Here is a 13517-nt window from a genome sequence, read left to right on the forward strand (position 1 = left end):
ATGTGATCAACCGCGCCAACTTGGGGATGGAAGTGATGCACGAACGTAATGCTCACAACTTCCCGCTTGATTTGGCGGCCGGCGAGCAAACTCCTGTTGCTTTGACTGCTCCTTCTATCAATGGTTAGGTTTTAGCGACTGCTTAAAAAAGCGCTCTCAGAAATGAGGGCGCTTTTTTGTTGGTATAATTTTTTGCTTAAGGAAGAACCCCAGACTCACCGGCAGGGATTGTGAATCCGTATTTCCTAAACACGGAGGCAGCCCGATTGCTAGCAAGAAACTCTACAAATTCTTTAGCTTTTGGGATGTTTTTACTGTCTTTAATGACGGCTGCTGAATAGATAACGGGTGAATGAGACTGAGCGGGTGCATCTGCCACAATTTTTACCCTAGCTGACTGTATGGCGTCCGTTTTATAGACGATGCCGGCATCCACGTCACCCCTTTCTACATAAGTTAAAACTTGACGAACATCTTTAGCAAAAACAACTTTTGGTTTAACTTTATCTGCAATTTGAAAAAAACTGAGAACTTCTTGCGCGTATTTGCCAACGGGTACAGTTTGCGGTTCTCCAAGGGCTATTTTTTTAACTCGCTCACTAGCTAAATCTTTAAAATCAGAGATTGATGGGGAATTTTTAGGTTCAACTAAAACAAGTTGATTTTTTAGCAGATTTTTACGAGTCTCGCTAATTAATAGACCTTTTTTATGTAACGCATCCATTTGCTGAGGGGAAGCAGAGATGAAAATATCCACCGGCGCTCCCTGTTCGATTTGTTGCTGGAGAGCACCAGAAGCCCCAAAATTATAAATTAATGACGCACTCGGTTGGTCTTTTGTATAAATTTCTTGAATTTCTTCAAGAGACTCTTTTAAACTGGCGGCAGCAGAGACTGTTAAGGCTGACGAGGTTTCGATCAAAGTGCAGCTTGTCAATCCTTTTATACAGATAATAATGCAGACAAATAATATAAAAATCTTTGGAATTTCTATAAAACCTAGTTTATTAATAAAATTAGATTTTAAGCCTAATCGCAATTGATTAAATTTCATGACTTTAAGAACTACAAACTCAAAAAAGGAAGAAGCAATTTCTACTAATTATGGTTTCTTTGTAGATAAAGACTCACGTGAAAAATTCTATTTGTGCTTTAGAGAAGATGCACCCCATATTTTTACTTCAGGTTGAGAAGGCGAAGCAATGGTTAAATTTCTTCATTCACAATTAACTCTCCTTTGGTGATAATTTTCGACATATCTAGAATGCTCATCATTTTTTCCCGGTAGGGAGCAGTCCCTCGCAGATATTCATCATTGCTGGAATGAACGGCTGCTGGAACCGGCCTCATTTCTGAAGGTTGCAAATACATGACATCAAAAACTTCATCAACAGTGACGCCGGCGACGAGATCATCGACGTGAATTACCATTGCTTTGGAGTTCGTACTACTTCCAGCCACTGACAGATTCAACAAACTCCGAATATCTATGATTGTGATAATTTCACCCCGAAGATTCATATTCCCAATAATATGCGCCGGCGTGCAAGGAATTGGCGTAATCTTGCGGAGATCGGTAAATTCTCGAACCAACTGTAATTCAAACCCAAAATACTCTCCATTTAAACCAATAACGGCTAATGGCGTTAAGCCGGCAAAATCCTGCCGAGATGTGGAGATCATGAGATTTTCGGCACGTACCCGAAAAATCGCTCGCTCCTCTACAGTTGCATGGGGGCAGAACACACGTTGATGTGTTAGAAACGTCTCAGTTTCTTTAGCACGCTTTGAAATTTTTTCGGGGATTAGCCCTTCAGCAATTTCAGAGTTATAAACTAAATTTTCCGGGTTTAGTAGCATCACAATGCCACCAGCCATTTTAGCAACGCCGCTTAAAAAGTGGTGGGAGTTATCGGAAATTCTTCGCCCATAAAGTAGTTCTGTTGAAACCTCTTCTGCCACAAGGTCTAGAACTTCTTGGACTTGATTGACAATAATGCCAATCTGAAATTCTTGCAACTCTAGGATGATCACGCTGTCTGTAAGCTGGAATTCCCGTGTTCGGTGCCCAAGACGCACTTCGAGATCCATAACGGGCACAATATCGCCTCGAAGATTGACGACACCCACAATATCGCGGGGTGCTTCTGCAATTGGTGTTAACTCTGGCAGGAAGAAAATCTCCTGAACGCAGAGCGCTTCAACACCATAACGGGAACCATTAAGCTCGAAAATAAGATAAGATTTATGTTCCATCGTTGATGGGGTGCAATTTTAGATATAAAAGAAGATCCCCACTTGATGCCTGGGGAAGCTAGTTTTTAACTTAAATTTTATATGAATTCATTGAAAAATTCTACTTAAGGTCGGTTAAGATTATTAAACTTATTATAAATCAATTAAAATAATTAATTTTCTATAATTTGTAGAGTATTTTTTAGTAGCCGGCACGTGTATTTTCAAAGCAAAGATTGATTGTTAAAAATTTTACAGAGAGAGAAGCATTTCACCCTTGGATAAAACCCAAACCAGCAGCCAGAAGTTACTGATAGCGGTTTTATCATCTGATAAAATCCGAATAAAGTCCAGCTTGCCAGCCCAAAAATTATCGGTTTTTCCAACGAATGAAGGCTCTTTTCTGCTCACCCTAATGGCAGGCACAGTGCGGTAACTTATAAACCGCGAGCAGTTTTTTGCTGATTTTAAGGGCGTTGGATGCCGGCACTCACGCTTGCTACTAGGCATAATTTTTCAGCATTTTTTGGACATACTGTAATAATTCAGAAGCTTTCAACTGGCTGTGCTGTTCTAGGATGGCATTTGGTTGGATTTCTTTGAGCAGATCGAGTGCTGTCGTTCGCATTTTTTTTGATCTCTGTTTATCCCCTTCCCGTTCATATAGTGAAGCAAGCTCAAGATAGGCAAAGATAGAAGAAGGTGCCAAGTATATAATGCGCTTGCAAAACATTTTCGCCTCCTCAATATTTCCTTGCTCTTCAGCAATGTGAGCCAGTACGTAGTAAGGTTCTGCGGAGAGAAAATCTAATTGAATAGCGCGATGACAAGCAATGCTCGCTTTTTCATACTGCCCTAAATTTGCATACGCCTGAGCCATTAGATAATGAGCGGCAAACTGAGTAGGTTGTAATGTAATGACTTGCTGTATTTTTTTAATCGCTTCCAGATAAGCTTCATTTTGAAATAGCGTTTCTGCCTCAATCAACAGTTCTTGAGCTAGTTTCTGTTGAGGAATCGCTGCTGTTGAATCTCTGGTATGCGAAGCGGTAGTCTTCGCGGTGATTGAGGTTGTTGCGACTGTTTTCAGGGGAAGAGATGAGGATTGAATGGAATTAATTGGGCCTTTAGCGGGTGGAGAAAATGTTGTCGTCGTAGACCTTTTTTCAACTACCGGCAAGTCTTTAACCAAATATTGATTAAAATTTCCGGAAGACCATGTTGTACTGTCGTGAGCAGTTAACCTGTGCGAGGGAGCTTCTTGCGGCCAAACACCTAGAGAGGTTTCACTCGATACATTTTCACATCGTTTGTAAACCACTGATTCTGGATGAACTTTAGCCCGGAAATGCCCCAGGGATTGGGCGTAAAGCTCTGCATGAGCTGTCATTAAATACCCGCCTGGTCTAAGGGCGTGATAAAACTTCTTCAGCACTAAAGAAATTGCTTGAGCTGAAAAATATACAAACACATTCCGGCAGATAATCAAATCTATACTATGGATGCCGGCATTAATATTTGGGCAAGGATCTTTAACTAAATTACCATACTGAAACGTCACCATCTGGTGAATTCGTTCGACCACTTGCCATTCGGCTCTATGCTGAGAGAAATGCTGCTGCTGTAAATTGGGATCTACCAGGCGGAATGACCAAGAACTGTAAATTCCCCGTTTGGCTTTTTCAATATTGGCTTGATTGATATCAGTCCCTAAAATTAAAATATCCCACTGTTCCCAGTCTGGAATCATTTCTTGAAGAAGAATTGCCAAAGAATAAGGTTCTTCGCCTGTAGAACAGCCGGCACTCCAGATCCGCAGCGAACGCATTGGCTTTTGACGTTCTATTAATTCCGGCAAAATATAATTTTTTAGCAGATTGAACTGGCCTTTATCTCGAAAGAAATAACTCTCGCCAATGGTTAACAAGAGGGTCAGTTCTTTCCACTCGTATTCACTTTGTGCTGCATCCCGCGTCTTGTTGGGATTTGTCCCCGCTTCCAACAGTTGATAATACTCTTCTGGGACTGACAATTTTAGCAGCCTCATCCGGAGAAAAATTTTCTTGTGCAAAGCGTCCCGATCTTGTTCACGAACGTGCAAGCCGGTAGTTGCGGAGATTAGCTTGATAAATTGCTCTGTTAAAGCGCCATTCATGAGAAATATCCTTGACACACAACCTAATCTCCTTTTAAAAATAGACCGGCACGAGAGTTACTCTTACGAGGTTGTCACAAACTTGCCGAATCTTTCCCTTCTTCTTTTATGACGCTTGCTACACTTAATGGCAAGTGAGCGATTTCTGATTGTTCGGCTGAACTGCTAACACTGCAATGGGATGGAAAAATTGTCAAATATTAAAATTTAAAAACATTTTTTGCGTTAATCTTGATCAAACGGCTATAGAGGAGCGCAATTCAGAGCCATAGGTGCCAGTAAGATTTCTGAGTTCTACACTATGCACCTATAAACAGCTTATAAGCTAATTTGCCTGAAATTTATTTTTTTTACTAAACCTGACAAAAATTTTATGTTTCTAAAGGATTTTTAAAGTTTTCTTTTTTTTTAGTCAGAAAATTGCGGCACAACATCTCAGTGGATCTACGGTTATTTTAAACAAAGTGCGGTTTGCCCGGTTACGGAGATACTACTAGCAAGGAGAGTCGGCAGGTTATCGAACAAGAACGCGGAAGCGCGGAAAATTAGCTGGTAACATCGGCAAGCGAGTTGTAAATCTCTATAGCAGGCGAATTGAGCAGTTGCTAGATTTTGCTGCTAAACCCAAACATTGGATAAAATTTTGATCGCTAACAGTGCCGGTGACAGATAGGGGATTTCAACCGTAGCATTTAAATAGAAATCTGAGAGGTGTAAAATAGATTTTTAATTTTTCAGAGGTGAATATCTCCTGTTATTTTGAGAGGATAGGAATCTGAATCCAAAACTCTGAGCCTTTCCCCACCTCCGAAAAACATTTAAGAAGCCCGCCATGTTTTTCCACCACTATCTGGTAGCTAATTGATAGCCCCAATCCAGTGCCTTTGCCCACCGGCTTGGTTGTAAAAAACGGGTCAAACAAGCGTCGCTTGACTTCTTCAGTCATACCAGGGCCGTTGTCAGCAATGCGAATCAATAGATGGGCCGGACGGGAGGTAGGGGCAGCCTCTGCCGGCAGCACGTCTCCATTTTTATCTAAAAGCTGAGTCCGAATCGTAATCGTGCGGGAATCACTTTCACTTTCCAACACATCAACCGCATTCGTCAGAATATTCATAAACACCTGATTCATTTGGCCGGCATAGCACTCAACTTGAGGAATATTTCCATACTCTTTAACGACTTCTATGCCAGAATTTTTCCCTTTCGATTTCAAGCGGCTATGTAAAATTAGCAATGTGTTATCCAACCCCTCATGGATATCCACATACTTCTTTTCTGCCTCATCAAGGCGAGAAAAATTCCGCAAAGACAAAACAATTTGCCGAATGCGATCAGAACCCATCTCCATAGAAGATAAAATTTTGGGCAGGTCTTCAATTAAAAATTCTAAATCTATCTCCTCAAGGCGCTTTTGAATGGCCGGCACCGGCTGGGGGTAATGCTGTTGATAAAGGTTTAATAAAGTCAGAATTTCTTTAGTGTAGCTGCTGGCATAAGTCAGATTGCCATAGATAAAATTAACGGGATTGTTAATTTCATGGGCGACACCGGCAACCATTTGACCGAGGCTGGACATCTTCTCACTTTGAACGAGCTGCGCTTGCGTTTGCTTGAGATTCTGCAACGCCTCACTCAACTGCTGTGCCTGGGTTTGAGCTGCCAGCGCTGCGGCATGAGTTTGAGCGTAGAGTTCAGCTTGGTCAATAGCAATGGCCAGTTGATTAACCACGGCTTGCAACAGTTCCACCTCGTTGTCATTCCAAGGCCGGGGGCCACTGCAATGGCTACACACCACAGCCCCTTGCTGACCGGATCGTGTTGCTAAAGGTAGCAGCAGTTGAGACGTCATCCCCAAACTCTTCAGTAAAGCTTGCGTCTCTGTGTCCAAGCCGGTTTCGAGATCCACATTGTCCACTCGCAGGATCTGCATAGTCTGGATTTTCCCGGCTAAAAACTCGATATGCTGAGCTGGGCAATCACTCAGCAGACTCGGCAGTTCAATATTTCGGGCTTCATGAGTCACCATGAGACTCGGCGTTTCTGGATGGGGCAAATACCACAGAAAATGACAGCGATCAATCTGCAACAAATTGCGGATCTCATGCACCGCTGTTTCCAGAATTGTGTTGAGATCGAGAGAATTGCGAATTTGGTTAGCCAGACGAAACAGCAACCCTTCTCTGCGTTTGAGCAACTCTTCATGTGCCCAAGCACGGTCAATGGCGAGGGCAATACTATTGGCGGCCCACTCTAGCAAAATGCGGGCATCCTCAGTGAGAGGCTGCCGGTGGTACAAAGCCATAACCCCCACTAACTGCTCCTCTACAACAAGGGGATAGCCCATAAAACATACCGGACTCTTCTTGATATCAGAGTCGGGGCTGATGGCTTTCTCAGGAACCGGGTGGCCGCTCACTCCTTTCAGTTTGCCGCTTACCGAACGCAATTGACCACTGAGGGGTTGCCGGTTGTTCGCAATGAAATCGATGATAGAAGCTTCTCCAGGGGCGTCTTCTGGGTGGGTTGGCTGCCCAGATATCGCTTCGAGTTGTAATTGTCCGTTAGCGGCATTCGATGTCCAAATGCGAACTCCTAAAGCATTTAAATGCTCCATGACTGCCTGGGTGCAACGGTTGAGGGCTTCGGGTAAAGGCCCACCCTGTGCTAGTGCTAAACCCACTGCTGCGCCTAAAGCCCATAATTGCGATCGCTCGTTGCTTGTTGTCTCTTTTTGTTTGCGATCTGTTACATCCCGCAAATAAACACATACCCCACTTTCGTAAGGATAAGCTCGCACGTCCAACCAAGTTTTTAATGGGGAATAAAAAAACTCGAAATCAAGGGTCATTTGCTCAGAAAAGACACGCTCGAAGTTAGTGTAAAAAGAGGAATTGAGCAGTTCTGGAAACTCATCCCAAACACAAACTCCCATTAATTCATCGCGGGTGCGCTGCAAAAGGATTCCAGCTTGAGAGTTTAAGTAAGTGAAGCAACCTTTGCGATCTAGGGTAAAGAACCCATCTGTGATGTTTTCTAGGATATTTACAGTCTGCTGCTGGCTTAGTGCTTCCTCCATTTGCAGTAGTTCCGTGATCTCAAAGATGGCTTTCTTGCCTTTGTCTTGCCGGCTCGGTGGGTTAAAAGCCGCTTCTGCAATACTGGGTTCCAACTTGGTGAGCCGGCGCAGTGTTAGGTAGGCGACAATTTGATTGCTTAAAGCCCGCAATCCCTGCTGTTGCTCTGGGGTGAGTTCGTGCGGCTCATAATCCATGACGGAGAGTGCGCCGAGGGGGACACCGGCAGGGGTGGTTAAAGGGTAGCCGGCGTAAAACCGCAGTTGCCGGCTGCCTTGTGTCAACACTTGGGCCGGCCTAGTTAGGTCTTCTGACTTTTGATGGGTTGACTGTAGGGGGGTTAACTGAGCGTTTACTAGCAAATCCCAGACAATTAATAGCTCAGATTGCCGGCTGATATGATAGCATAAAGCACGATATCGATAGGCTGCATTTTTCGTCAGTCCGACTTGAGATTTGATCCACTGCCGATTACCATTACTGAGGCTGATAAAGGCCACCGGCATCTGGCAAATATAGGCGGCTAAGCGAGTCAGTTCCTCTAAGCCTGCTTCTGAAGCAGTGTTGAGAACAGTTAACCGACACGGGTCATCACTTTTTAGTGCCGTGAACTCAGGCAAATGTGCTTTCATCTCTCTGCGATCCTCCCCCATCGGAACATTTCAGAATCTTCTTGAGGTTTGCACTTAACGATGCTTAAATCTTCTATCTATCAGCAGCTATGCGTTTCATGGATATGTTGATTTAAGTTCGCTCCGATACAAATTATTTCTATGAATATGGCAATTTTGCCGGCTCTTATGCCTTGATACTTTTAGGCACACCTGTAAATTCACCCAGTTGCTTCCTGCCTGCCAGTTTTTTAGCCCTTGGATCTGGCGGATTAGACCTGACTTTCTAAAGAATTCCCAAAAACACTATTTGACTATCAGATGGGTTTAGTTTTTTCTTTAACTTATTCAAACAAATTTAAAGCTTTTTTTATCTAACTGCTGTCTTATTCTGTGATAAATCTTCACCACAGCCGGCCAAATCCTTTCTATCTGTATGCTTGAGGTTGGATGGCTATCCCAAAACTCGTCAGGAATATTTTCTCGGCAGCTCACCCGTTAGAATAAAAGAAGAGTCTTAAGGTTTCTAGGCCCATTCATCGCTTGCCGATTGCTCAGCGCCTCTTGTGCCACGACTCTTTCTTTGATTTTATCTTATGCGAAATGCCGGTGAAAATAGTTAAAAACTATTAAGCTAATGTGAGCCAGCACAACACTGGAGGTTGCAATTGACTTTTTATTGAATTTAAAGCGGTTAAATCAGATTAAGGGTATGATTAATTGCAGCAGTGAATCGGCAGATGAAGCACTATCTTTTATCAAAATTAAAAAGTATTTTGACGATGTCTTTACCAACCAGGTTTCAACGTCCTCATAGTTATTGGAAGAAATGATGCCTTCAAATTCCAATTCTGTCCCGACGATTTTAGCAGTGGATGACAGTCCTGTCATGCTGGAACTGCTGAAACGAACCCTGGAAGGAAACTACCGAATTCTAGTGGCAGATAATGCAGTGGATGCACTATCAATCATTTATCACGAAAAAATTTCCGGCTTGTTACTGGATGTGACAATGCCAGGAATTGATGGTTTGGAACTGTGTCGCACCGTGCGTAATTTGCCGCAGTTTCAAGAACTGCCCATTATTATGCTAACGGCAAGAGACGGACTGTTTGATAAAGTACAGGGGCGTCTTGCCGGCGCAACCGAGTATCTAACTAAGCCGTTTAATGCAGAGCAACTGCGTCAAACAGTTGACAGGTTTTTCAGTAACAGTGATGCTGAAATTAAAGATGAAGTTTAAAACTGAGCTAAATTTCACTAATAGAAATTTTCGTTTTTAGAATACTCAACTTTGTTTTTTAAGGACGTTCGGTTACAAACCTGCCAGTCTTTAGATGCCATTAAGAATGGAGACAAAAAAGAGAAGAAGCCAGAATAAAAAGCCAATGCTCTATTCTGACTTCTAGGAATTAGTTATGAGATTTGAAGTGAGCGCTCACTTAGGCTGGGTAGATCCGCAAGCGCCGATTTGGCTCTTCGCCAAAACTCGAAGACTTGAGCCGGTAATGCTCAACCAACTCGTGTTGCATCTTGCGGACTTTAGCAGAGCGAGGCAGTAACTCCACCGGCTGCCCCTTGGGAATCACAATTTGCTCCACAGCAAGCCGTGCTTCTTCCAGCGCTTCAATCTCATCTTCACTGCCGTTATGGGCAAAGAGGCTGAGTTCTGCCACATCAGGACTGCTGGGGTCGTCCATATCCAGCAACCGCCTGAGTGCGCGAGTAATTTGAGGAATACTGCTCGATTTAATCGTGTAAATCGGCAGATGTCGAGCTTTGGAAATGTGGCGTAACTTAGACTGGTTTTTGATATGAGAACGCAGCGCCAAAATTGCATCCGCACCGTCTATATCTTTCGTTAGCACCACCGGCAAGTTCAGCACCCGAATCACTTGCTCTAGTTGATGCCGGCTCACGGCATAGGGATAAACGTGCAGCGGCAAATCTTCGCCATTCGGGCCGGCAGTCCCGCCAAAGTCGTCGGCATCGTCGAGTTGCATTCTGCCAAAACCACTGGGCTGATGCAGAGAAGCATCCAGCAGTTGCTCAAAATACTTCTCCTCCGACAGATCCCCAACCTCCCGCAGCACCGGCACCGGCATCATTTGCCCCGAAGCTCGCCAGCCGGTGTTCCCCCGGACAGGCGTTACTGATCGCGATGGAGGAGGAGCGGGCACACTAGGCAACTCCCGCGTAATCGTCACCTTGCCAGTTTCACTCACCGTTCTCGTTTGCGGATTGGGTTGCCGGCCTCGCAGTAAATTATCTACCGTTTCCGCAACTTGCTCGTGCACTACCCAACGCTCACGTTCCAGCATTTCCACCGCAATCTCAAACGTTGGCGGTGCCTTACGTTCCAGCACCGTTTTTTGAGAACCCCGGCGTCTCGCCTCCTCATCTCCCAGCGTCACCGCCTGGATACCGCCGATCAGATCCGCCAGGGTCGGGTTTTTAATCAAATTTTCAATTTGATTCCCGTGAGCCGTGCCAACCAACTGCACCCCGCGCTCAGCAATCGTGCGAGCCGCCTGTGCTTCCAATTCCGTGCCAATTTCATCAATCACGATGACTTCTGGCATATGGTTTTCCACCGCCTCAATCATCACATGATGCTGAAGTTCTGGACGCGAAACCTGCATCCGGCGAGCGCGACCGATTGCGGGGTGGGGAATATCGCCATCACCGGCAATTTCATTCGAGGTGTCAATAATCACCACCCGCTTGTTTAATTCATCTGCCAGCACCCGCGCAATTTCCCGCAGGGCCGTGGTTTTGCCCACGCCGGGGCGACCAAGCATTAAAATTGATTGGCCGGTTTCCACCAAATCGCGGATCATCCCAATCGTCCCAAAGACGGCTCGCCCGACGCGACAAGTCAAGCCAATCACTTCACCGGCACGATTCCGCATCGCACTAATTCGGTGCAAGGTTTGCTCGATGCCGGCTCGGTTATCACCGCTAAAGTGGCCCACTCGCTCAATGCAATGAATCAGGTCGGCTTTGGAAACCGGCGTCTGAGACAGGTATTCTGCCGTACCTGGAAAGCGAGCCTCTGGGAGCCGGCCCACATCCATCACTACCTCGATTAATTTGCTTAGCTGGGGGTGTTGCTCCAGCGGCAAGCGAATTTCTTCGGGCAAAATGTTTAGTAATTTATTCAGATCGTCTGTAATTTGCATGCTGCCTATAGCGACTTCGTCAACCACAACCGGCGATTTTTGATTGGCTTGCGTGTCAGAGAGATTCACACCGTTGGAATGCACCATAAATAATTTGCGTTGAAAGTTATGGCATTAAATGGAAACAGTAGAAGCTGAGAACTTAGCAATGAGTATTCGCTAAATCATGGGAATTTGTTGAGTGAGGGTTGGTGCAATTTCATGGGTAATTTGAGTTGATTGACCAAAGAATCTGCCAGACTCACAGCCTCCCAAAGCAATTCGGGCGTGTCTTCCAGACGGGCGAGTTGGGTTCCTTGGCGAGATGCAGCCACTGGAAAGGCTTGAGTAATGGACTCTAATTGCTCTAAAACAGGCGAGAGCAATACGCGGGCGTAGCTGCCGTAAGCGATGCCGGCGATATGTGAAGGCAAGCGGCAAGGTTCTTCCCCGCTGGCTGTTCCCTCACTTTTGAGTAAACCGGCAGCTTTGAGCTTGGCAACCGTATGGCTATTGGTGCCACCGGCTAGCTGGACGTAGCCCGGTAAGCCGGCTGCTAAGACTTTCTGGCCGAGTTTGACAGCGGCGCGAGTCGTGCCATCGCCAATATCGCCACTCATGGGACGCCCATCGGTTTGCCAAATTAACGGGCATGGTAGCGGCGAAATTAGCTCGTAGAGCGAGTGCAGGTAGTCAATCAATCCTTCACTATCGCCACAGCTAATAGCAACTAGCTTCAACTTGCCAACCCACGGGGCGATCGCATTCCAAAGCCTGCGAAAATCCGCCACACGCCCCACTTGTGTGTGAATTTCTACGGCGTCCACATCGGTTGCCAGCACCATTGGCGCAACTGCTGCCGGTGTGGCGACATAAGAACGAGTGACAATCTGCTGAATCGGGCAAACCGGCAAACACCGGCCACAACCGTAGCACTGCTGGTCAATGACCCCAGAAAAACCTGGCTCAACGTTAAGATTTTGAATCTGAGAGGTTTTCTGATGTTTGCCACTCCCGCTTTTTCCTCGCGCATCTGCGTCTTGGAAGACAATTGCTTGTGCTGGGCAAATGCTTTCACAGGGACGAGGGCAGTCAGCGGGACAAGCCGCTGGGTTAAATTCTGCTTTGCGAAAGTGAGGGTCTTCCCCATCGTTCAAGCTCACCATTAGCCAGGGACGCTTGCTGTCTTTAAACCCTCGCCTTCGGGCTGTCGGTGCCAACTCCTCGGCACTCTGTAGGGCTTCTTGAGCTGCCGCAATGACAGCTGGATCTGCTGCCACATCGATGCAGTCCGCGCCGGCTAGGCTATAGGCCAAAGTCAAGTTCCGAACAGCAGGGAGATGCTGGAAGCTCGCGCCGCAAATGAGCTTGAACCAGTGGCCTTGTTTTAAAGAGTTTAGGGGATAGTACAGATTGCTCACCCCTATATGCTAATCCGCCCGTGAAAAAATTGGGAGGTTGGGGCAAAAATTTACGCCGGCTGGACTTGCCGGTTTCGATGCCTCAATTTCTTGCCATTAAGATTATTCGCAAAACTGGGGTTGCTCGGTGCCGGTGTGGATACCGAAGACTGAATTAAATCGGGCATTTTATAATAGATTCGACCATAGTGTTGGGCTTGATGCTCCGACTGTCTAACTTTTATGGACTTTTTTCTCTGCTTTAATTGCGCGAGATAGCAGGAAGGCGCACCCCACGCTTAGCGAAATATCAAACACATCCCGCCTGAGGCTGCCGGTGTTCTCTGTTGCAATTAATCTGCAAAAATAATGTTCAGGCCGGCTCGCCCAAGTTTCTGCTGTTTTGAAAAAAAATAAAAAATTTATAAGCCTTAATTGTTGTCTAGCAAATTTTGCCTGAATTTGAAAACCTCAATTTTTGCTGTTATCTATTTTGACTTTTGCTTTGGTTTTTTTAGTGTTATAGACTTCAGTTTTTTAGTAAAAATATAGAATCGCTCTCCACAACCTCTCCTTTAGTCTATGTATCTTTGTATTTAAATTAAAAAATATTTTATAAATTTATTAATTTCAGTCAAAACTGGAACTTAATGATATAAAGAAAGAATACAGTTAAGATAATATAGCGTTTCTCGAATAACAGAGGTACAGTAATGGGGAGCTGTTGAGGGTGTAAAGATGAAAGCCTACTCACTGGACTTGCGGGAAAAAATAATCCAAGTGTATGAGAATGAAGAAATATCGCAACGGGAATTGGCGAAACGATTTTGTGTAGCCAAAAGCTTCATTCAAAAGTTAATAAAACAGTAGAGAGAAAG

General features: G+C 45.1%; 8 protein-coding genes and 1 pseudogene. 3 read left to right on the forward strand and 6 right to left on the reverse strand.

Annotation, left to right across the window (positions count from 1 at the left end):
- A pseudogene (locus H6F56_RS25610) lies at nucleotides 1–128 on the forward strand (photosystem II q(b) protein); the annotation flags it as partial.
- 68 nt (nucleotides 129–196) lie between these two features.
- On the opposite strand, the gene modA reads toward H6F56_RS25610, so the two are convergent.
- From modA to H6F56_RS25630, 4 genes are all read right to left on the reverse strand, one after another.
- Nucleotides 197–1054: a molybdate ABC transporter substrate-binding protein gene (gene modA, locus H6F56_RS25615; RefSeq protein ID WP_190675092.1), complete on the reverse strand. Its 858-nt coding sequence runs from the start codon at nucleotides 1052–1054 to the stop codon at nucleotides 197–199.
- 152 nt (nucleotides 1055–1206) lie between these two features.
- Nucleotides 1207–2256: a chemotaxis protein CheW gene (locus H6F56_RS25620; protein WP_190675094.1), complete on the reverse strand. Its 1050-nt coding sequence runs from the start codon at nucleotides 2254–2256 to the stop codon at nucleotides 1207–1209.
- A gap of 481 nt (nucleotides 2257–2737) precedes the next feature.
- On the reverse strand, nucleotides 2738–4390 hold the full coding sequence (locus H6F56_RS25625) for a CheR family methyltransferase (protein WP_190675097.1): 1653 nt from the start codon (nucleotides 4388–4390) through the stop codon (nucleotides 2738–2740).
- A 754-nt stretch (nucleotides 4391–5144) separates the two neighbouring features.
- Nucleotides 5145–8099 (reverse strand): GAF domain-containing protein, encoded by a 2955-nt coding sequence (locus H6F56_RS25630; RefSeq protein ID WP_242032189.1) that lies wholly within the window; start codon nucleotides 8097–8099, stop codon nucleotides 5145–5147.
- An 808-nt stretch (nucleotides 8100–8907) separates the two neighbouring features.
- Between H6F56_RS25630 and H6F56_RS25635 the strand changes: the two genes are divergently transcribed.
- Nucleotides 8908–9321, forward strand: a complete 414-nt coding sequence (locus H6F56_RS25635; RefSeq protein ID WP_416361013.1) for a response regulator — start codon at nucleotides 8908–8910, stop codon at nucleotides 9319–9321.
- 199 nt (nucleotides 9322–9520) lie between these two features.
- Here the strand turns inward: H6F56_RS25635 and H6F56_RS25640 are convergent, their stop codons facing one another.
- Both H6F56_RS25640 and ldpA read right to left on the reverse strand, forming a co-directional pair.
- Nucleotides 9521–11260 (reverse strand): R3H domain-containing nucleic acid-binding protein, encoded by a 1740-nt coding sequence (locus H6F56_RS25640; protein WP_190675113.1) that lies wholly within the window; start codon nucleotides 11258–11260, stop codon nucleotides 9521–9523.
- A 164-nt stretch (nucleotides 11261–11424) separates the two neighbouring features.
- Entirely contained in the window at nucleotides 11425–12660 is a 1236-nt protein-coding gene (gene ldpA / locus H6F56_RS25645; protein WP_190675103.1) for a circadian clock protein LdpA, read from the reverse strand.
- A 20-nt stretch (nucleotides 12661–12680) separates the two neighbouring features.
- Between ldpA and H6F56_RS25650 the strand changes: the two genes are divergently transcribed.
- Complete coding sequence (locus H6F56_RS25650; protein WP_190675106.1) at nucleotides 12681–12818, forward strand: hypothetical protein; 138 nt, start codon at nucleotides 12681–12683, stop codon at nucleotides 12816–12818.
- Nucleotides 12819–13517: the final 699 nt, after the last annotated feature.

The sequence above is a fragment of the Microcoleus sp. FACHB-672 genome, from assembly GCF_014695725.1.
Lineage (GTDB): Bacteria > Cyanobacteriota > Cyanobacteriia > Cyanobacteriales > Oscillatoriaceae > FACHB-68.

What these genes read in the sequence shown, in the direction of transcription:
- modA (WP_190675092.1), bottom strand. Translation starts at nt 1,054, where the DNA reads ATGAAATTTAATCAATTGCGATTAGGCTTAAAATCTAATTTTATTAAT.
- H6F56_RS25620 (WP_190675094.1), bottom strand. Translation starts at nt 2,256, where the DNA reads ATGGAACATAAATCTTATCTTATTTTCGAGCTTAATGGTTCCCGTTAT.
- H6F56_RS25625 (WP_190675097.1), bottom strand. Translation starts at nt 4,390, where the DNA reads ATGAATGGCGCTTTAACAGAGCAATTTATCAAGCTAATCTCCGCAACT.
- H6F56_RS25630 (WP_242032189.1), bottom strand. Translation starts at nt 8,099, where the DNA reads ATGAAAGCACATTTGCCTGAGTTCACGGCACTAAAAAGTGATGACCCG.
- H6F56_RS25635 (WP_416361013.1), top strand. Translation starts at nt 8,908, where the DNA reads ATGATGCCTTCAAATTCCAATTCTGTCCCGACGATTTTAGCAGTGGAT.
- H6F56_RS25640 (WP_190675113.1), bottom strand. Translation starts at nt 11,260, where the DNA reads ATGCAAATTACAGACGATCTGAATAAATTACTAAACATTTTGCCCGAA.